This window comes from Camelimonas sp. ID_303_24, from assembly GCF_053543495.1.
The window spans coordinates 645,048-662,763 of the sequence record NZ_JBLLJM010000005.1; the positions used below are offsets into that span (position 1 = coordinate 645,048).

Sequence of the window (17,716 nt, forward strand, 5' to 3'; positions counted from 1 at the left end):
TGGCAAGCGCGAAACCTGACGCATGTCAGGAGCGCGAAGCAGGTCGCGAGAACAAAAGCGCCGCGGTGGAAGCCGCGGCGCTTCTTGTTATCTGCCCGGGCGGTTGTCTGCCCGGGAAGGCGCTGGCCGGGAAGACGCTGGATCAGCGCTCCACGGTCAGGGCCACGCCCATGCCGCCGCCGATGCACAAAGTGGCGAGCCCCTTGTGGGCGTCGCGGCGCGCCATTTCATGCAGCAGCGTGGTCAGCACGCGGGCGCCGGAAGCGCCGATGGGATGGCCGATGGCGATCGCGCCGCCATTGACGTTGACGATCGACGGGTCCCAGCCCATGTCGCGGTTGACGGCGATGGCCTGGGCGGCGAACGCCTCATTGGCCTCAACGAGATCGAGATCCTGAGCCTTCCATCCGGCCTTTTCCAGCGCCTTGCGCGAGGCCGGGATCGGCCCCGTGCCCATGATTTCGGGCGCAACGCCAGCGGTGGCCCAGGAGGCGATGCGGGCCAGCGGCGTCAGCCCCCGGCGCTGCGCCTCGGCGGCGGTCATCAGCACGATGGCGGCGGCGCCGTCATTGATGCCGGAGGCATTGCCGGCGGTGACCGTGCCGTCCTTGACGAAGGCCGGGCGCAACTTGGCCATAGCGTCGACGGTCGCGCCTTCGCGAATGTACTCGTCGCTATCGACCACCACGTCGCCCTTGCGGCCCTTCACCGTGACCGGCGCGATCTCGTCAGCGAAACGTCCGGCGTTCTTCGCCGCCTCGGCCTTGTTCTGCGAGGCCACGGCGAAAGCGTCCTGCTCATCGCGCGAGATCTGCCACTGGCGGGCGACGTTCTCGGCGGTGTTGCCCATGTGGTAGCCATGGAAGGCGTCCCACAGGCCATCGCGGATCATGGTGTCGATAAAGCTGGCGTCGCCCATTTTGGTGGCGGCGCGCAGGTGATGGGCGTGCGGCGACAGCGACATGGACTCCTGGCCGCCGGCGACAATGACCTGAGCGTCGCCATTGGCGATCTGCTGCATGCCAAGCGCCACAGCGCGCAGGCCGGAGCCGCAGACCTGATTGAGGCTCCATGCGCTGGCTTCCACCGGCACGCCGGCCTTCATCGCGGCCTGACGGGCCGGGTTCTGCCCCTGGGCGGCGGTCAGCACCTGGCCAAGAATCACCTCGTCCACGTCGGCGGCGGCGACGCCGGCGCGCGCGAGGGCCGCCTGGATGGCGGTCGCGCCCAGTTCATGGGCGGGAACCGCGGCGAAGGAGCCGCTGAAGGAGCCAACCGGCGTGCGCGCGGCGCTGACAATGACGACGTCGTTAGCAGACATGGTTCCGTATCCTCATGCACCGCCCGGCGGCGGAGAAACCAGGGAGAAATTGACCGGCGCACCCTACGCCGGGAGCGGGCGCGGTTGAAATTGGCCAAAAGGCCAGCATGGCTGCCCGCCCGCTGGAGAGGCGCATCCGGCCAGCATCACTGAAACGCATCCCATCTCCAACCAATCATTGACATTCCGCCGCGATGGGCATTAAGAAGGCGGCTTCCGCGCGGGTTTCCCGCCTGCGGAGCAATTGTGTTTGCGCCGTCAACAAAGTTGACGCGCGCATCGCAGCCATCCATCGCACCGGAAACGGGCTGTCAAAAAGCTGGTCGGCCAATGCCTTGAAGGCAGCGGCGGAGACCGGGATGAACACGGGAATGAACGATGTTCGCAGTCATTAAAGCCGGCGGCAAGCAGTATCGCGTCGCCGCTGAAGACACCATTTCGATCGCGCTCCAGGCTGGTGAGCCGGGCGACGCCCTGAAGTTTGACGTGCTGCTGGTCGGCGAAGGCGAAGCCTTCAAGATCGGCGCCGACGCCGCCAAGGCTTCGGTCGACGCCGTCATCGTCAGCCACGGTCGCGGCGACAAGGTTATCGCTTTCAAGAAGCGCCGTCGCCAGAACTCGAAGCGCAAGCGCGGTCATCGCCAGGACTTCACCCTGGTTCGCATCACTGGCATCAACGGCTGAAGACCGGCCCCCGGCACATAACGGAGACATAAAATGGCTCATAAAAAAGCAGGCGGCTCGTCCCGTAACGGTCGCGATTCTGACGGTCGCCGTCTTGGCGTGAAGAAGTTCGGCGGCGAAGCCGTCGTCGCCGGCAACATCATCGTGCGTCAGCGCGGCACCAAGGTTCATCCTGGCGCCAACGTCGGCATGGGCAAGGATCACACCCTGTTCGCCCTCACCGAAGGCGCGGTGCGCTTTGGCATTAAACTTGGCCGCTCGATCGTATCGGTCGTACCGGCGAACGACGCCGCTGCAGGCAAAGCGGCGGCTGAGTAACGGCGCAAGCTGAAGACAAGCTTCCGCCGGCGTCCCTGACCCTGGCGGATCCACAGCTTGCAGCTTTTTTTTGCAAGATTCCGCGAAGGGGAGATGGGGCGCCATCTCCCCTTCGTGTTTTTCCGGCATGGAAATTGCACGAACGTTGAAACTGTTCCCGGGGCTTCCGCGTTGCCATCTCGCAACGCTGTGAATCCCCCTCACCTTTTCATCACCGGCATTTGCGGGTCACTGTTCTGAGACCTGCGGAAGCGATTCGTCAGTTCCACCGGAGCGGAACCATGTTTACGCGCGAGACCATCGATGACGGCTTCACCCTGACCACGGAACGGCTTGCCCTGCGCTGGCCGCGTCTGGCGGACGCGGCGGCGATCGAACGTCTGGCAGGCAGCAAAACCGTAGCGGAAACGACGGCGCTCATTCCCCATCCCTACCCGGAAGGCGCCGCCGGCCAGTTCATCTTTGCCTCCCGCCTTGCCAATGCGCGCGGCGATGGCCTGACCCTGGCGATCACCGAAAAGAAGCGCCCGCGCGATCTGATCGGCGTCGTCGCCCTGCAGCCGCCCGGCTTTTCCGGCCGCACCGACTGCCAGCATCCGTTCATCGGCTACTGGCTGGGCGCGGCGTTCTGGGGGCGCGGCTACGCCACCGAGGCGGTGGGCGCCATGCTGGAGCTTGGCTTCAGGGAAACTGACGCGGAAATGATCAGCGCCGAGGTGCTGTCCCGCAACGTCGCCTCGCTGCGCGTGCTGGAAAAGCTGGGCTTCGCCGCCGCTGGCTCGGGCATGGCGCCGTTCCCGGCGCGCGGCGGCATGCTGCCGGTTGTCCGCATGGAGCGGCGGCGGGAAGCGGCTGAAGCCACCCTGGAGCGCGATGCGCAACAGTTCCGGGAGCTGGCGGACAGCGAACTGCCGTTGCCAGTAGCGGCTGAGTAAACCAGCGGCGCAACGCCAAACGCAGGGGCGCCTCCATCATGGCATGGCGGCGCCCTTTGTTTTGCCTGACGCCCATTGGCGCAACCGCCCTCAGGGCAGCGGCGGCGTTTCCGCGTTGGGGTCGATGCGTCCGTTCAGCCGTCGCTCGCGCAGGAACACCACGATGCCGGCGACGACGATAATCGCCGAACCCACCATGGCCGTGACCCGGGGCTGCTCGCCGAACGCCAGCCAGGCCAGGGCCATGGCGAACACGATCAACAGATACTGGTAGGGAACCACCACCGTCGCAGGGGCCAGCTTCAGCGAGCGGTTGACGCAGACATGGGCGATGAGCGCCACGACGCCCAGCCACGCCATCAGCGCCAGATCGACGGCAGGCGCCGCTCTCCAGCCGCCGAATGGCAACATGATGAAGCCGATGACCAGCGCGCCCACCATGGTGCCGGTCACCAGCACCACATCGGGCGTGCCGCGCAGGTATCGGGTGATAATCATCGAGCAGGCGAACAGCATGCTGCCGGCCAGGGCGATCAGCGCCGGCCAGGTGAAGCTCGCCCCGCCCGGCTCCAGCGCCACGACCACGCCAATGAAGCCTGCGCTGATCGCCAGCCAGCCGGTCGTGTCGGTGCGCTCGCGCAGCAGCACCGCGGCCAGCGCCGCCACATAGATGGGCCCGGCCATGTAGAAGGTCACGGCGTCGCCCAGCGGAAGCCAGATCACCGCCGTGTAGAACAGCGCCACCTCCATGGCGGAGAACAGGCCGCGCAGGATTTGCAGGCCAGGGCGCGGGGCGCGCAGCAGCGGCGCCAACCCGGTCCGCCAGTAAAACGGGGCCAGAATGAGCAGACAGGTAATGCTGCGGACAATCAGGATCTGCCCGACGCCATAGGAGCCGACCAGCCATTTGCCGAGCACGTCGTTGAGCGCGAACAGGAAGACGCCAGTCACCATCAGGCCGACGCCAAGCCGGGTCGCGGGCGCGACGGGGGAAGAACCTGCCGGTGCTGCTGTGGTTTGTGTGGACATCCCGCCCCCGGACGGTTCGCATGCAAGGCTTTTGGGCGGATTGCCCGGATTTTGACCTTATCCGGCCAAAGCGCCAGCGCAATGCCCTTGCAGATGGGGCTGATATGCGAAAAGGCCCGGCCAGGGTATGAAGGGGGCGCCGCCGCCCGGACATCGCGCATTCCGGCGCCGCCGTTTGCAGTCCGGCCGATACTCAATTACGGGAAGCCATGAAGTTTCTGGATCAGGCGAAAGTCTATATTCGCTCGGGCGATGGCGGCGCGGGATGCGTCTCCTTCCGCCGTGAGAAATTCATCGAATTCGGCGGGCCCGACGGCGGCGACGGCGGCCGCGGCGGCGACGTATGGGTGGAATGCGTCGACAACCTCAACACCCTCATCGACTATCGCTACCAGCAGCATTTCAAGGCGCGGGCCGGCATGCACGGCATGGGCCGCAACCGCGCCGGGGCCAAGGGCGACGATGTGGTGCTGAAGGTGCCCGCCGGCACGCAGATTTTCGCCGAGGACGGCGAGACCATGCTGGCGGACCTGACCGAAACCGGGCAGAGAATCTGTCTGGCGCGCGGCGGCAACGGCGGCTTCGGCAACGCCCATTTCAAGACCTCCACCAACCAGGCGCCGCGACGCGCCAATCCGGGCCTGGAAGGCCAGGAGGCGTGGATCTGGCTGCGGCTGAAGCTGATCGCCGACGCCGGCCTGGTCGGCCTGCCCAACGCCGGCAAATCCACCTTCCTCGCCGCCGTATCGGCCGCCCGGCCGAAGATCGCCGACTACCCGTTCACCACCCTGCACCCGGGGCTGGGCGTCGTTGGGCTTGATGGTCGCGAATTTGTGCTCGCCGACATTCCTGGCCTGATCGAGGGGGCCCATGAGGGCTTGGGTCTCGGCGACCGTTTTCTGGGCCATGTGGAGCGCTGCCGGGTGCTGCTGCATCTGGTGGACGGAACCCAGGAGGACGTCGCCGGCGCCTATCAGGTGGTGCGCGACGAGCTGGCCGCCTACAGCAACGCCCTGGCCGAGAAGCCCCAGGTTGTTGCGCTGTCGAAGATCGACGCGCTCGACGAGGAAACCCGCGCGGAGCGGCTGGCCGATCTGGCCTCCGCCAGCCGGCAACGGCCGCTGATGCTTTCCGCCGCCTCTGGCGAAGGCGTGGAGCTGGTGCTGCGCGCCCTGCGCGATGTCATCGATTCCTCGCGACGGGCCGAGGACGAGGCGGCGCCCCGCCCGGCCTGGACGCCCTGAGACGCGGCAAGATACGGCAAGACGCGGCGAGACGCGGCGAGACGCTCTGGCGCGGGGCGACGCCGCAAACGCCCCACGGGGCCATGGGCCCGCCATCGCTTGCAATATCTGACGCGATCAGACACTCATGCCGGCAGCCCGCGCCGCCGGCTCTTGCAACAGGCCCCGTCATGTTGCGCAGCTTGCACGGAACGGGCCCGCCGCCGTGCGGACGCGACAGGCCAGGCAGGACACGCCATTGATGCAGATGCAGGACCAGCCGTTGATGAAAGTCCGCTTCCGCCGCCACGCCCGCGCCACGCTGGCGACGCTCGTTGTCGCCTCCGTGCTTGGAGGATCATTGCTGGCGCCGCCGCTGCTGGCCAAAGACCCCGCGCGCAACGATCTCTCCGGCGTCATCCGCAACACAACCCCGCGCAACGCCGCGCCGGCGGTCCAGCCTGTCCCTGGCGCAGCTGCTTCGGCGGCAGCCGCCCCGGGGGGCGTCGCAGCGCCCGTGCCCGATGACACCGTGCTGGCCCGCGTTGACGGGGCGCCCATCACCCAGCGCGATGTGCGCCTGGCCATGGAGGACCTGGCTGACCGGCTGCCGCGCGTCTCCGAGGACAATCGCCAGGACTATGTTCTGAGCTATCTGATCGACCTTCAGCTCGGCAGCCGCGCCGCTGTCGCCGAGAAGCTGGACACCACGCCGGAATTCGAGCGCAAGGCCGCTTACAATCGTAACAAGCTGCTGCTGGACGAGTTGCTGGCCCACCAGGCGCGCAGGGCGGTGACGCCGGAAGCCGCGCAGAAGACCTATCAGCAGACCCTGCGCGACCTGAAACCGGAAGAAGAAGTCCGCGCCCGCCACATCCTGGTCGACAGCGAGGCCAGCGCCAAAGCCGCCATCGCCCGCCTGAAAACCGGCGAGGACTTCTCGAAGGTCGCCGCGGAGCTGTCCACCGATCCCGGCGCGGCGAAAAGCGGCGGCGAGCTTGGCTGGTTCACCCGCGACCGCATGGCCCCGGAATTTTCCGAGGCGGCGTTCCGGCTGAAGCCAGGTGAAATCTCGGCGCCTGTCAAAACCCAGTTTGGCTGGCATGTTATCCAGCTGGAGGAGCGGCGCACCCGCCCCGCCCCGTCGTTTGACGAGGTGAAGCCTGAGGTCGAGGCCTACCTCGCCCGCAAGGCCCAGCAGGATCTGGTGCTCAATCTGCGATCGAAGGCGAAAATCGAGCGCTTCGCGCCCCCCGCCGCCGGCAAGGATGACGCCAGACCCGCGCCAAAGCAGCCGGCGAACAGCGGCGCCCAACGCTAAAGCTCACGGCGGAACCAAACGCGCCGCAGGCGCCATGGCGGTTTGATTTTACGCATTTCCCTCACGAAAGGTGGGGTCCACTTTTCCAGGAAATGCGCCAGGGGCAGATCAGCCCTGCGGGGGCGGCTGGCATCGCCGGCAGGCGCCCGCCCGGCGGCAATGTTTCAGATTCACCGGCGTCCCCGCCTCCGGGGCGCTGTTCGCAACCCTCAGGAGCGACCGATGTCGTCTGCCATTTCTCCTCTCGCGCCGAAGTCCAGCCCCGAGTTGCCGCCGATTGACGGCGTGCGATTCGCCACCGCCGAGGCCGGAATTCGCTACAAGGGGCGAACCGACGTGATGCTGGCGCTGTTTGATGCGCCCGCGGCCGTCGCCGGCGTGCTGACCCGATCGAAGTGCCCTTCCGCCGCCGTGGACTGGTGCCGCGACCGGCTGCCTGGCGGCGAGGCCCGCGTGCTGGTGGTCAATTCCGGCAACGCCAACGCCTTCACCGGCATGAAGGGTCGCAAGGCCGTCGAACTCACCGCGAAACTGGCGGCGAAGGCCGCCGGCTGCCGCGCCTCCCAGGTGTTTCTGGCCTCCACTGGCGTCATCGGCGAGCCGCTGGACGCGGAGAAATTCGAGGGCGTGCTGGACGATTGCGCCGTCCGCGCCGCGCCTGGCCAGTGGCGTGAGGCGGCGAAGGCCATCATGACCACCGACACCTTCCCCAAGGTGGCGACGGTCACCACCACGCTTGGCGGCGTCAAGGTCACCATCAACGGCATGGCCAAGGGCGCCGGCATGATCGCCCCGGACATGGCCACCATGCTGTCGTTCGTCGTGACGGACGCGCCGATCGCCGCGCCGGTGCTGCAGGCGTTGCTGCGCAAGGCGACGGACCGCACCTTCAACTGCGTCACCATCGACGGCGACACATCCACCTCCGACACCCTGCTGCTGTTCGCCACCGGCGCGGCGGCTGGCCGGGGGGCCCCGCAGATCACCGCCTCCGGCGACCGGCGGCTGGCGCCGTTCCGCAAGGCGCTGACGACGCTGCTGCGCGACCTCGCCCAGCAGGTGGCGCGCGATGGCGAAGGCGCCCGCAAGCTCATCACCGTCAACGTCCAGGGCGCGAAAAGCGAGCGCTCCGCTCACCGCATCGCCATGTCGATCGCCAATTCGCCGCTGGTGAAGACCGCTGTCGCCGGCGAGGACGCCAATTGGGGCCGGGTGGTGATGGCCGTGGGCAAGGCCGGCGAGCCGGCAGACCGCGACCGGCTGTCGATCTCGTTCGGCGATATTCGCGTCGCCCATCAGGGCGCCCGCGACCCGGCCTATAACGAAGAGCAAACTTCCGCCTACATGCGCGGGGATGAAATAGCGATCACGGTCGATATCGGCCTTGGCCGGGCCTCGGCCACCGTCTGGACCTGCGACCTCACCAAAGAGTACGTCGCAATTAACGGAGATTATCGCTCATGACCTCCAGCGTCCGCCGCTCCGCGGTCTCTCGCCTGATTCTCGCCGCGCCCTTCGCCGCCGCCTCCCTGACGCTGGCCATGGCCGCGCCTGCCAGCGCCGAAAGCGACAGCCCGCGCAAGCCGCCGCGCATTGTCAGCGTCAGCGGAACCGCAACGCGCGACGTGACGCCGGACATGGCGACGATCGTCATCGGCGTCACCACCCGCGCGCCCAAAGCGGCGGAGGCGCTCAACGGCAACTCCCAGGCGGCGGCGAAGATCATCGCCGCCGTGCGCCAGGCTGGCGTCGAGAACCGCGACGTGCAGACCAATACGGTGTCGATCTCGCAGAACTTCCGCAACCGCCGCGACGCCTCGGGATATGCGCAGGAGCCGGATGGCTTCACCGCGACCAACAGCGTCAGCGTGCGCGTGCGCGATCTGGGCAAGCTCGGACCGTTGCTGACGGCGGCGGCGGGCGAAGGCGCCAACACCATCAACAGCCTGACCTTCGATTACTCCGGCCGCAAAAAGGTGGCCGAAGAACTGCAGACCGAGGCAGTGCGCAACGCCCGCGACACGGCGCAACGGCTGGTGGAGGCCGCCGGCAGCAAGCTGGGCCAGTTGCAGGCGATCAGCGCCGGCCAGGCGCCCATGCCGCGCCCCTATGGCGGCATGAAGATGATGCGCGCCGAGGCCGCGCCAGCGGACGTTCCGGTGGAAGCGGGCGAGATGACCATCACCTCCTCGGTGCAGACCACCTGGACCATTGAGTAACCCGGACCACCGGATAACTGGCCCCTGAATGAACTGGACCGCCCCATGAACGACGCCGCGCCGGACGCCGCCCCAAACCCGCTGCGGATGGTGCTCGTCGTCGCCTGCGCCCTGCTGGACGCCGACGGTCGCGTGCTGATCGCCAGGCGCCCGGAAGGCAAGGCTCTCGCGGGATTATGGGAATTCCCCGGCGGCAAGCTGGAGCCGGGGGAGCGGCCAGAGGCGGCGCTAATCCGGGAGTTGCACGAGGAGTTGGGCATCACAGTGAAAGAAGCGTGCCTGGCGCCGCTGACCTTCGCCAGCCACGCCTATGACGACTTCCATCTGCTGATGCCCCTGTACGTCTGCCGCCGCTGGGACGGCTTCGCTTCCTCACGCGAGGGGCAGGAGCTGAAATGGGTCGCCCCCGCCCGGTTGCGCGACTATCCGATGCCGCCAGCGGACGAACCGCTGATCCCGCACCTCATCGCACTCCAGGCCTGAGGCTGCGACCCGCACCAGAAGGCGGATGACTGACAAACGTTTGAAGCGCGCCGGCACTGGAACTGGCGCGCTTCTTTTTTGCGCCGCCGATTTGCGCCGCCAGCGCCCCTTTTGCGCCGCCAGCGCCACTTCGCGAAGCAGTGTTTCCGGCGAAGGCTGGTCCGGCAAAACGCATCCGGTGAAGGCGCTTGATGCAAGCGCCCGAGAAAGCGCCAGTACGCGCGGTCCCTCAGCCCTCCGGCGCCGCCAGCAGCGTCGCGAACCTGGCGCGCTCCGCCTCCGGCAATGGCGTCGGCCGCCGCGTCGCCCGGTCGACATAGACATGCACGCAGACGCCGAGCGCCGAAGCCTGGGCCTCGCCATGGCGAAAGATCCCGACTTCGAAAGTCACGGACGAGTTGCCCAGCGCGGCGATGCGCAGCCCCGCCTCCAGCCGGTCCGGAAACGCCACGCTGTCGAAAAACACACAGCGCGTTTCCACCACCAGACCGATCAGCCCCACGGCGCCGTGCAGGTCGACAATGCCATTGCCGATCAGCCAGTCATTGATGGCGGTGTCGACATAGTGCCCGTAGACGGAATTGTTGACGTGGCCGTAGACGTCATTGTCGAGCCAGCGGGTCTGGATCGGCGTGAAGTGCGGGAAGGCGGCGCGCTGCGGTCGCGCCGGCCGTCTGGCGGCAGGCTGTTCAGCCATGGAAGCCCTTTCCGGAGCAGTGTCGAACGACGGAAGCCAACAACAGCCGATAACCACCGCCGGCCCGTCCGGCATCGTGGCACAACCGGGAGAAATGCACAGGACGGACCGAAAAATGCCGCCCGCCTGTGGATAGCTGCGCCATTCCACCGGAAGCGATATTTGCCCATTGACACCCGCCCGGGCGGGGCCTAAACGAACGCTCACCGGACGACGAGAGCGCCAGACGCTCCCGGAAGTCGGGCCCAGGTGGCGGAATTGGTAGACGCGCTGGCTTCAGGTGCCAGTGGACGCAAGTTCGTGAAGGTTCGAGTCCTTTCCTGGGCACCACCACTTTCGCGCTAAGTGATTGAAATATAAGCGCATTTCCTTTGATTTGACCGAACATCTCCGGCATTGTAATGCTTGCGGCCTTACATTTGGCCTTACAATGTCCGGAGATGCCATGCCGCCGCGGCCGCTCGCAGCGCGCCCCAACAAGCGCAAGGGCTATTGGTATCTGATCCGCCGCGTGCCGGCGGAATTTGCGCATCTCGACAATCGCAGCCTTATCCAGATCAGCACCGGCATCAGCGTGACCGACGATCCGCGCGGCATCGCTGCCGCGCGTGAAGTGCAGCGGCTTGACGAGGCTCTGACCACGTACTGGCGCGACCTGTCAGTCGGCAAGGTCAGCGATGCGCGGGACAAGTTTGACCGCGCCGTGGCCGACGCCAGACGATTTGGGTTTGCCTATGCCCCCGCCTCCGCCGCGCCGGCGGCGCTCGACCTCGATGACATGCTCAAGCGATTTGAGTATCTGGCGGCCGGGCGGCGTGCAGACGACGATCGCAAGGTCACTGCGGTGCTGGGCGGCGCTGAGGCCCCGGAGTTGCGGCTCAGTGATTTGTTGACCGACTACAAGCGGATCATGGCCGTTGACCTCGCAGGCAAATCGACCGCCCAGATGGACCGCTGGGAGATAACCCGGCAGACGGCGCTTGATAATTTTGTCGGCGCCACCGGCGGGGATCGCCTGCTGGCCGACCTGACGGCGGATCACATCGCCACGTATCGGGACGCCCTGCGCAAGCGCGTCGCCAGCGGCGAGATCAGCGCCGACACGGCAAACAAGGCGATTGGACGGGTCGCATCCATGTTCCGGGCGACGGTGGATGACCGGCGGCTGGGGCTGCCGGACGTGTTTGCCAAGATGCGGGTGGCGACGGCGCGGCACAACAAGCGGCCCGCGTACACGCCGGCCTTTATCCAGGCCAGTTTGCTGGCCGCCGGAGCGCTCGACACCCTCAATGAGCAAGCCAGGCGCATCCTCTATCTCATGGTGGAGACAGGCCTGCGACCGTCAGAGGCCTGCGGGCTCAAGGCGGAGCACATCCATCTCGCCGGCGACGTGCCCTATATCGAGATCAAGCCGGATGGTCGCGAGATCAAGACAATGTCCTCGGCGCGCAAGATCCCGCTGGTCGGCGTCTCACTGATGGCGATGCGCGCGCAGCCGGATGGATTCCCGCGCTACTGGGACAAGGGCAACTCGCTCTCCGCCGCCGTCAACAAGACGCTTGATGCGCTCGAGCTGCGGCCGGACGGGACGAGTCTCTACTCCCTGCGCCACGCATTTGAGGATAGGCTGATGGCCGCGGCAGCGCCGGAAAATGTCATCGCTGACTTTATGGGCCACGAGCGGGCCAGGCCGCGCTATGGCGACGGCCTGACGCTCGAAGGCAAGCGGGACTGGCTGGCGCGGATCGCATTGACGCCGCCAGACCGGGTGTAGCGAGACAGGATCTCCTGTGCTCGCGCCATGGGATCGACCTTGCGGGCCTCGGCCAGCTCTGCCTCAAGCCGGTCGATATAGCCCGCATATTTTTCGCCGTGCCGGGTAACGATGTAGGCCGCGAGCACGAGGGCGCGCTCGATGCGCTGCACTTTTGAGAGTGGGGTCGCGGGTGTCTGCATCACGCCGCCTCACTAACAGCGGCGAGCGCGGTCTCGACACGCAAGATAGCTCGGCCGATGGCTTCCTGGATCTGAGGGACTACAGCGTCTCCATACGCTTCGATGACGAGGCGAGCTGCAGATGTCCCTGCTGCACTGCTGACCACAACGCGCGCGCGAGCCAGCCAGGCGGATAGCCCATCATCCAGCCGTAAGTGACTGGCAAGGCTGCCGTTCCACTCAGGCCATGGCTCGCCAGCATCGCCGCAAGCGCCCTCGCGCTCGCCCATTTCTGCATGCTCGGCGCCAGCATGTTCGCTGTTTTCGTCGGCGTATGGCAGCGCATCGCACCATCTAGCAGCGCATCCATGCTCGGGGAGTTTCGGCGCTCGTATGCCGGGCTCCACTTGTCCATGCGACTGTCGCGTTTGGTCGGCGTCGGCAGCATCTCGAACGCGCGCCTCAACAGGTTGGGCGTGTCGATCTGCGCCTTCTTTCCATTCGCCCTGATGCCCGTGTGCAACGCCTCCATCGATATGACGCGCCCGCCGTTCGGCTTCACCGGCGTCGGCATCATCCCTGCATGCCGGCTGGGATACCCCCGAAGCTGGCTCAGCACGTCCCCGCGCCCGCCACGGTCCGCATCGGTCTTCCGGGGCGTCGCCATTAAAGGCGATGAGCCATGACCGCGGCCGCTCGTGGTTGGCGCCGACTCCCGCGCCTCCGCGTCCATGACCAGCACGTACCACGAATGGCCAGCAGGCGTAGCCGAGTTCTTCCAGCGCAGCGATAACCCTGTCTGCGCCGCGAGTTCGCAAATTAGCGCTGTTTTCAAGAGCGACCCAACGAGGGCGGCATTCTCCGACGATACGGATCGCCTCGAAGTAGAGGCCGCTGCGCTCGCCGTCGACGCCTTTGCCTTTGGTGTTGGCCGGGCTGATGTCCTGGCAGGGCGGCGACCCGACGATGGCCCATGGCAATCCGACTCCATCCCGAACAAGTCGAGCTGCGGTAAGAGTGCGGACGTCATCATAGATCCTCACGCCGGGGTTGTTTTGCGCGTACAGGGCGCGCCGCCACGGGATTACCTCGCAGGCGTCGATCGTCCGAAAACCGGCGCGGTGCATGCCCAGCGACCATCCGCCGGCAGCGGCCGAGAATAGGTCGAGCACGGTCAGACAATGTTCATGGCTGGTCATGGCCTTCCCCCGTCGACGTCGGACGCCGCCATTCGCCGCCCAGGTTTGTGATGGCGTCGGCAAGGGTCTGCTCCGGGATTTCGTATGTTGTTTCGCGGCGCCCGCAGTCGTCGCAGGCGCGCCTGCGGTAAGTGATTTCCCGTCCACGCCACATGCGCTGGCGGCTGTCTTTGGCTCGCATCATGCCGCCGCAGGCCTCGCACATCATGCTCACACCCTCATCGGCATCAGCACGAGGGTATGGCCCTCTGCCTCGGTGCTCAGGCCGCGCCACAGGGCGGGCGATCCGCCGTCCGCGAGGCTGATCTCGATCCGGTCAGCGTCGACCACATCCAGCAGGCCCAGCACATACGTGGCGTTAAACCCAATATCGACGGGGTCGCCGCTGTAGTCGCAATCAACCGCCTCCTCCGCCTGGCCGGTGTCCTGGCTGGTGACAGATAGAGTCAGGCCCGCGTCGCAAAAGGCAAATTTGATGGCGCGGGACTTGCCCTCGGCCACCGTGGCCACGCGCCCCACCGCCTGTTGCAGCGCCGCGCGAAACAGCGTTGCCTTATGCGGATTGTGCTGCGGCACGACGCGGCGATAGTCGGGATAGGTGCCGTCGATCAGCTTGGTTGTCAGGCTGATGTCGCCGCAGGTGACGGTCATTTTTGCGGCGGACACCACCATCTGCATGACGGACGCCGGGCGATCCGCCGCCAGCTTGCGCAGCTCGGCCACGGCTTTGCGGGGCACGATCACCCCTGGGATATCCGCAGCGGTGGCGGCAGCCGTCACATCGCGCATGGCGAGGCGGTGGCCATCCGTGGCGACGCCGCGCAAGGCTGTTGCTGCGGCATCAGGCGCGGCGTGCAGATAGACGCCGTTCAGATAATAGCGCGTCTCCTCCGTCGATATGGCGAAGTCGACGCCCTGCAGCATGTTGTCAATCTCGACGCCCATCACCTCAAATGCCGCGCCGTCGTCTGGCCCGGCCATATCCGGCCAGTCCGCCTCTGGCAGCGCGTGCAGGACAAAGCGCGAGCGGCCGGCGCGGATGGTCATCTGGTTGCCGTCGTCGGACAGGCGCAGATCCGCCTGGCTACCATCCGGCAGCTTGCGGACGATCTCTTTGAGGGTGAGCGCCGGCACCGTGATGGCCCCGGGCTTGTGGATCTCCGCAGCCACGGTTGCCGTGGCAGACATGTCGAGATCGGTGGCGCTGATCGACAGCTTGCCGCCGGCTGCCCGCAACAGCAGGTTCGACAGGACCGGGATGGTGTTGCGCCGCTCGACAACCCGCCCGAGCATGTCCAGCGGATTGACGAGATTGGCGCGCTCTATGGTGATGTGCATGACGTAACCCGCTGGCGTGGGAATGACCGGGCGCGAGGCCCGGCCTGTGGATCGGCAGGCGTCAGGCCGACATTTCCGGCGCGCCCTCGTAAGCGGGCAGGCCGGTCTCGGCGGCGGCGCGTTGGAGGCCGGCGATGACGTGCTCGGTGACCGATTTGTCGGGCCTGAACATCTGGAAAAACCAGACCACGCGCCCGGAGCGGACGCGGTAGCGCAACCGCACCGGGATGCGCATCGGCTCGCCCCGGAAAAACGGGGCGACTGCCAGCATGAACAGGCCCGGAACCTTGATGGGCTGACCGCTGCCGTCCGTGTGGGTCTCGTTAAACTGCATCTGGATCTCGCCAGATTGCAGGACGTTGTGGCTCTTGACCGTGGCGTCGACGTTGACTTGCAGCCCGCGCGACAGCTCGATCAGCCGCGCCGGGGTGGCGGCTGTGGTCGCAAACATGTCCCTGGCGATCGCCATTTCCTCGGGCGTCGGCGTCGCCAGCTCGGCGATGTGATCCTCGATAAAGGCGGCAAAATCCACCTGCTCGAGCGCCTCGCCATCCTGCTTGACCCACACCTGCCACTCATCGGACAGGGGGAAAGCATAGTGGATGCGGTGCTTGCCGTTGTCAGGAGAGCCAAGCGCGCCTGAGGCGGCGTCCTCGTTGGTCTCATGGTAGTCGATGACCGCCGTGAGGCTGGGCGCTCGCCAGTTGCTATCGGCGAAGATGACGGAGTTGGGCGTTTTGTGCCGATTGGCCAGCGCGATGAATGATTCCAGCGTGGTGACCGTGGCCTGACCAGACTTGCGCTCGGGGTGCGTCCGCCACTCGTCCAGTAGACGCTTGATGCTGACGATCTCCGGCCTGTCGCCAGAGATAATGCCGACCGGCACCTGTGTCGGCAGTCCAATTCCGCTGGAGGGCGGCGTTACGGTGCTGACCGTCAGCTGGCCGGACTTCACAAGGGCGGCGACCTCTTTGACCGCATCGCCGGAAAGACTGGTGTTGGACATCTGATTTCCTTACGCGAAAAGGGTTTTGGTCAGGCAAACTCGCGATCGCGCGCGGCGTCGCGTGGACCGCCGAACATGTCGATCTGGCGCGGGTGCTCGGTGCTGAGGCTGCCGTCGTCCAAGACGAAAAAGAATGAATTGCCGCGCACCGGCTTGGGCCGCTTGGAAGTGATCTCCGTGCCGATGGTCACGGAGTCGCCGTCGACCTCGAGGCTGAGGACGAACGAGACCTTGCCCTTGGCTTTGGCCTTGGGGCGGTCGCCAGCGTGCTCCTTGAGCGCCTGCAGGGTGTCGACAATCTCCTGCCCGAGCGCGGCTGCGACCTCGCCGCCCTCAAGCGAGCCGATGATGGTTTGGGCATCGCGGATGCGTTTCATGGGGTGCTCCTGCCGGCGAGGTCATTTGCCCGACGCCGGGAAATGGGTTGCGATCAGGCCGCGCGGGCGCGGGGCAGCGGGCAGTAGCGGTGCAGCCTGTCGACAAAGTCGGCGGCGGCGTCTGGCCATGGCTTGGGTTTGACATCGCCGAGGCCTCGGCGCAGGCGCGGGGCGGCCTCGACATCGGGCCCCCAGGGCGTTGGCGACGGGCCAAGCAACATGTCGCGCTCCGTGCGCAGCATGATCAGATCGGTCTGTTTGATGATCTGCTGCGTCGCCGCCGGGAGCGGCCAGGCAATGCCGGCGGCTGCGTAGATGGCGGCGTCGATGCGCGCCTTGGCATGCCGCAGCGCCATGGCATACAGCCTGCCCGCGCCTGGCTTGAGGTCATCCAGATGGGCCGTCATCGCCCATTGCACCGGCGTGGTCTGATCGCCGATGTAGGCCTCATGGGCGTCGTGCAGCAAAAATGCCGCCGCCAGGGACCTGTCGCGCGTCTTGGCCATAATGGCGTCGGCGCCGATGACGCTGTGTTGCGCCACCGAGTAGGGGCCGCTCATGACGTGGCCGCCAAAGCGCGGGATGCGCGCCAGCGCCTCGGCCACGTCCACCTTGAGGTCAACCATCTCCGGCGTGGGGTTGAGCAGGTCAAACGCCCTGCCCTTGCTGGTCTGGATCCACGTCATGGATAGTCTCCGGAGATCTGGTCGCCACGAAATTCCGGCGCATGCCGGCGGCGGCCGGCGCGCTGGACAAGGTTGGCGATGATGAGGACGGCGGGCACCGCGAGGCCGGCGGCAAAGCCGGCGATCAGCTGATGCGGGCTGGCCGCGCCGCCGGCGCCGCCGATCACGAGGACGGCGAGACAGACGAGCGTGGCGAGGCCAATGATGGCGAGGCGCGCGAGGGTGCTCATAGCGCCCCCGCTGCGATTCCACCCCACAGGGCGATGCTGGCGACAAACAGGGTGAGAGCGGCCAGCTCGGCGGCGGCGCGTCCCACAAATGCGGTCGCGCGAAGGGCAAGGATGGCGATGATCATGAGGGCCGCATCCAACCGCTTAGCTCGACAGATGCCTCCGCCGCCGCCGCCCGGGTCGCGGCATCTAAAGCGTCCAAGAGCTTGCTGACTTTCAGGGCGTTGCCATTGCTCAGCACCGCTACCGACGATCCACTTGCACGGGACAGCGTCTCCAGCAGGCACGCTGCTCTTTTGGCATTGCCTTGGCAGGCCCGGAGTTCGCGGGCCAGCAAATGGCCAATCAGCTCATCAAATGATATGTCTTGGGCGCCAAACCCAAGTCTTTGATGTTGCCTGATTTTTCCGTCATTTGATGTGGAGACGGGTGGGTTGGGCGCCATGCTATTGTCGTTGCTCATCCCGCAGCCCTCCGCAGCGGCAGCTCTGTCTCGAGCCAGTTGAGGATTCGCACGGTCTCGTCGCCCAACGGCGTCTCACCGCGCGTGTCAGCCCAGTGCTGGTAGGCATCGGGGAAATTGGCGAACACCCGGCAGCCAGCGTGGACAGACCCGTCCTTGCCGATGACGAATTGCCAGCCATCAGACCGCTTGGGGCCCACGATTACCGGGGACTCCACCCGCTTGACCGCATAGCAGTCCGAGCAGCCCGAG

At 66.5% G+C, this 17,716-nt stretch carries 22 protein-coding genes, 1 tRNA gene and 1 pseudogene; 10 read left to right on the top strand and 14 right to left on the bottom strand.

Annotation, left to right across the window (positions count from 1 at the left end; translation table 11 throughout):
• Positions 1-142: 142 nt before the first annotated feature.
• Entirely contained in the window at positions 143-1,321 is a 1,179-nt protein-coding gene (locus ACERNI_RS08395; RefSeq protein ID WP_448832804.1) for an acetyl-CoA C-acetyltransferase, read from the bottom strand.
• A 378-nt stretch (positions 1,322-1,699) separates the two neighbouring features.
• Here ACERNI_RS08395 and rplU point away from each other — a divergent pair, with 378 nt between their 5' ends.
• From rplU to ACERNI_RS08410, 3 genes are all read left to right on the top strand, one after another.
• Positions 1,700-2,005: a 50S ribosomal protein L21 gene (gene rplU / locus ACERNI_RS08400; RefSeq protein WP_191319841.1), complete on the top strand. Its 306-nt coding sequence runs from the start codon at positions 1,700-1,702 to the stop codon at positions 2,003-2,005.
• 33 nt (positions 2,006-2,038) lie between these two features.
• The gene (gene rpmA / locus ACERNI_RS08405; protein WP_448832805.1) at positions 2,039-2,323 is read left to right on the top strand and encodes a 50S ribosomal protein L27; all 285 of its coding nucleotides are present in this window, start codon (positions 2,039-2,041) and stop codon (positions 2,321-2,323) included.
• Positions 2,324-2,604: 281 nt separating this feature from the next.
• Complete coding sequence (locus ACERNI_RS08410) at positions 2,605-3,258, top strand: GNAT family N-acetyltransferase (RefSeq protein WP_448832806.1); 654 nt, start codon at positions 2,605-2,607, stop codon at positions 3,256-3,258.
• 90 nt (positions 3,259-3,348) lie between these two features.
• On the opposite strand, the gene ACERNI_RS08415 is transcribed toward ACERNI_RS08410, so the two are convergent.
• Entirely contained in the window at positions 3,349-4,287 is a 939-nt protein-coding gene (locus ACERNI_RS08415) for a DMT family transporter (protein WP_448832807.1), read from the bottom strand.
• Between the two features lie 209 nt (positions 4,288-4,496).
• On the opposite strand from ACERNI_RS08415, the gene obgE reads away from it, so the two are divergent.
• The 5 genes from obgE (at position 4,497) to ACERNI_RS08440 (ending at position 9,533) form a co-directional block, all read left to right on the top strand.
• Entirely contained in the window at positions 4,497-5,531 is a 1,035-nt protein-coding gene (gene obgE / locus ACERNI_RS08420) for a GTPase ObgE (protein WP_448832808.1), read from the top strand.
• A 241-nt stretch (positions 5,532-5,772) separates the two neighbouring features.
• Entirely contained in the window at positions 5,773-6,831 is a 1,059-nt protein-coding gene (locus ACERNI_RS08425) for a peptidylprolyl isomerase (RefSeq protein ID WP_448832809.1), read from the top strand.
• A gap of 222 nt (positions 6,832-7,053) precedes the next feature.
• On the top strand, positions 7,054-8,295 hold the full coding sequence (gene argJ, locus ACERNI_RS08430) for a bifunctional glutamate N-acetyltransferase/amino-acid acetyltransferase ArgJ (RefSeq protein ID WP_448832810.1): 1,242 nt from the start codon (positions 7,054-7,056) through the stop codon (positions 8,293-8,295).
• Positions 8,292-9,050, top strand: a complete 759-nt coding sequence (locus ACERNI_RS08435) for an SIMPL domain-containing protein (RefSeq protein WP_448832811.1) — start codon at positions 8,292-8,294, stop codon at positions 9,048-9,050. The genes argJ and ACERNI_RS08435 overlap by 4 nt, the downstream gene beginning before the upstream one ends.
• Before the next feature lie 45 nt (positions 9,051-9,095).
• The gene (locus ACERNI_RS08440) at positions 9,096-9,533 is read left to right on the top strand and encodes a (deoxy)nucleoside triphosphate pyrophosphohydrolase (protein ID WP_448832812.1); all 438 of its coding nucleotides are present in this window, start codon (positions 9,096-9,098) and stop codon (positions 9,531-9,533) included.
• Positions 9,534-9,762: 229 nt separating this feature from the next.
• On the opposite strand, the gene ACERNI_RS08445 is transcribed toward ACERNI_RS08440, so the two are convergent.
• The gene (locus ACERNI_RS08445; protein WP_448832813.1) at positions 9,763-10,230 is read right to left on the bottom strand and encodes an acyl-CoA thioesterase; all 468 of its coding nucleotides are present in this window, start codon (positions 10,228-10,230) and stop codon (positions 9,763-9,765) included.
• Between the two features lie 243 nt (positions 10,231-10,473).
• On the opposite strand from ACERNI_RS08445, the gene ACERNI_RS08450 reads away from it, so the two are divergent.
• Positions 10,474-10,560: transfer RNA gene (locus ACERNI_RS08450), tRNA-Leu, on the top strand.
• Between the two features lie 115 nt (positions 10,561-10,675).
• Positions 10,676-12,004, top strand: a complete 1,329-nt coding sequence (locus ACERNI_RS08455) for a tyrosine-type recombinase/integrase (protein ID WP_448832814.1) — start codon at positions 10,676-10,678, stop codon at positions 12,002-12,004.
• Here the strand turns inward: ACERNI_RS08455 and ACERNI_RS08460 are convergent.
• The 11 genes and pseudogenes from ACERNI_RS08460 to ACERNI_RS08510 form a co-directional block, all read right to left on the bottom strand.
• Positions 11,926-12,186 (bottom strand): hypothetical protein, encoded by a 261-nt coding sequence (locus ACERNI_RS08460; RefSeq protein WP_448832815.1) that lies wholly within the window; start codon positions 12,184-12,186, stop codon positions 11,926-11,928. The genes ACERNI_RS08455 and ACERNI_RS08460 overlap by 79 nt on opposite strands.
• 79 nt (positions 12,187-12,265) lie before the next feature.
• Complete coding sequence (locus ACERNI_RS08465) at positions 12,266-12,784, bottom strand: hypothetical protein (protein WP_448832856.1); 519 nt, start codon at positions 12,782-12,784, stop codon at positions 12,266-12,268.
• A gap of 46 nt (positions 12,785-12,830) precedes the next feature.
• Positions 12,831-13,364, bottom strand: a pseudogene (locus ACERNI_RS08470) (DNA cytosine methyltransferase); the annotation flags it as partial.
• Between the two features lie 210 nt (positions 13,365-13,574).
• Positions 13,575-14,702: a DNA polymerase III subunit beta gene (gene dnaN / locus ACERNI_RS08475; protein ID WP_448832816.1), complete on the bottom strand. Its 1,128-nt coding sequence runs from the start codon at positions 14,700-14,702 to the stop codon at positions 13,575-13,577.
• Positions 14,703-14,763: 61 nt separating this feature from the next.
• Positions 14,764-15,708 (bottom strand): DUF2303 family protein, encoded by a 945-nt coding sequence (locus ACERNI_RS08480; RefSeq protein ID WP_448832817.1) that lies wholly within the window; start codon positions 15,706-15,708, stop codon positions 14,764-14,766.
• Positions 15,709-15,737: 29 nt separating this feature from the next.
• On the bottom strand, positions 15,738-16,085 hold the full coding sequence (locus ACERNI_RS08485) for a hypothetical protein (RefSeq protein WP_448832818.1): 348 nt from the start codon (positions 16,083-16,085) through the stop codon (positions 15,738-15,740).
• A gap of 53 nt (positions 16,086-16,138) precedes the next feature.
• The gene (locus ACERNI_RS08490) at positions 16,139-16,771 is read right to left on the bottom strand and encodes a hypothetical protein (protein ID WP_448832819.1); all 633 of its coding nucleotides are present in this window, start codon (positions 16,769-16,771) and stop codon (positions 16,139-16,141) included.
• Positions 16,768-17,001, bottom strand: a complete 234-nt coding sequence (locus tag ACERNI_RS08495; protein WP_448832820.1) for a hypothetical protein — start codon at positions 16,999-17,001, stop codon at positions 16,768-16,770. The genes ACERNI_RS08490 and ACERNI_RS08495 overlap by 4 nt, the downstream gene beginning before the upstream one ends.
• A complete protein-coding gene (locus ACERNI_RS08500; protein ID WP_448832821.1) occupies positions 16,998-17,126 on the bottom strand; it encodes a hypothetical protein in 129 nt (42 codons plus the stop codon). The genes ACERNI_RS08495 and ACERNI_RS08500 overlap by 4 nt, the downstream gene beginning before the upstream one ends.
• Positions 17,123-17,464 (bottom strand): hypothetical protein, encoded by a 342-nt coding sequence (locus tag ACERNI_RS08505; RefSeq protein ID WP_448832822.1) that lies wholly within the window; start codon positions 17,462-17,464, stop codon positions 17,123-17,125. Before ACERNI_RS08505 ends, ACERNI_RS08500 begins: the two co-directional genes overlap by 4 nt.
• Positions 17,461-17,716 (bottom strand): hypothetical protein (locus ACERNI_RS08510; protein WP_448832823.1); only part of this gene is annotated, 256 nt, incomplete at its 5' end. The genes ACERNI_RS08505 and ACERNI_RS08510, both read right to left, overlap by 4 nt.

What these genes read in the sequence shown, in the direction of transcription:
- ACERNI_RS08495 (WP_448832820.1), bottom strand. Translation starts at nt 17,001, where the DNA reads ATGAGCACCCTCGCGCGCCTCGCCATCATTGGCCTCGCCACGCTCGTC.
- obgE (WP_448832808.1), top strand. Translation starts at nt 4,497, where the DNA reads ATGAAGTTTCTGGATCAGGCGAAAGTCTATATTCGCTCGGGCGATGGC.
- argJ (WP_448832810.1), top strand. Translation starts at nt 7,054, where the DNA reads ATGTCGTCTGCCATTTCTCCTCTCGCGCCGAAGTCCAGCCCCGAGTTG.
- ACERNI_RS08490 (WP_448832819.1), bottom strand. Translation starts at nt 16,771, where the DNA reads ATGACGTGGATCCAGACCAGCAAGGGCAGGGCGTTTGACCTGCTCAAC.
- ACERNI_RS08440 (WP_448832812.1), top strand. Translation starts at nt 9,096, where the DNA reads ATGAACGACGCCGCGCCGGACGCCGCCCCAAACCCGCTGCGGATGGTG.
- ACERNI_RS08460 (WP_448832815.1), bottom strand. Translation starts at nt 12,186, where the DNA reads ATGCAGACACCCGCGACCCCACTCTCAAAAGTGCAGCGCATCGAGCGC.
- ACERNI_RS08425 (WP_448832809.1), top strand. Translation starts at nt 5,773, where the DNA reads ATGCAGATGCAGGACCAGCCGTTGATGAAAGTCCGCTTCCGCCGCCAC.
- ACERNI_RS08505 (WP_448832822.1), bottom strand. Translation starts at nt 17,464, where the DNA reads ATGAGCAACGACAATAGCATGGCGCCCAACCCACCCGTCTCCACATCA.
- rpmA (WP_448832805.1), top strand. Translation starts at nt 2,039, where the DNA reads ATGGCTCATAAAAAAGCAGGCGGCTCGTCCCGTAACGGTCGCGATTCT.
- ACERNI_RS08485 (WP_448832818.1), bottom strand. Translation starts at nt 16,085, where the DNA reads ATGAAACGCATCCGCGATGCCCAAACCATCATCGGCTCGCTTGAGGGC.
- dnaN (WP_448832816.1), bottom strand. Translation starts at nt 14,702, where the DNA reads ATGCACATCACCATAGAGCGCGCCAATCTCGTCAATCCGCTGGACATG.
- ACERNI_RS08455 (WP_448832814.1), top strand. Translation starts at nt 10,676, where the DNA reads ATGCCGCCGCGGCCGCTCGCAGCGCGCCCCAACAAGCGCAAGGGCTAT.
- ACERNI_RS08395 (WP_448832804.1), bottom strand. Translation starts at nt 1,321, where the DNA reads ATGTCTGCTAACGACGTCGTCATTGTCAGCGCCGCGCGCACGCCGGTT.
- ACERNI_RS08445 (WP_448832813.1), bottom strand. Translation starts at nt 10,230, where the DNA reads ATGGCTGAACAGCCTGCCGCCAGACGGCCGGCGCGACCGCAGCGCGCC.
- ACERNI_RS08480 (WP_448832817.1), bottom strand. Translation starts at nt 15,708, where the DNA reads ATGTCCAACACCAGTCTTTCCGGCGATGCGGTCAAAGAGGTCGCCGCC.
- ACERNI_RS08435 (WP_448832811.1), top strand. Translation starts at nt 8,292, where the DNA reads ATGACCTCCAGCGTCCGCCGCTCCGCGGTCTCTCGCCTGATTCTCGCC.
- ACERNI_RS08415 (WP_448832807.1), bottom strand. Translation starts at nt 4,287, where the DNA reads ATGTCCACACAAACCACAGCAGCACCGGCAGGTTCTTCCCCCGTCGCG.
- ACERNI_RS08410 (WP_448832806.1), top strand. Translation starts at nt 2,605, where the DNA reads ATGTTTACGCGCGAGACCATCGATGACGGCTTCACCCTGACCACGGAA.
- ACERNI_RS08500 (WP_448832821.1), bottom strand. Translation starts at nt 17,126, where the DNA reads ATGATCATCGCCATCCTTGCCCTTCGCGCGACCGCATTTGTGGGACGC.
- rplU (WP_191319841.1), top strand. Translation starts at nt 1,700, where the DNA reads ATGTTCGCAGTCATTAAAGCCGGCGGCAAGCAGTATCGCGTCGCCGCT.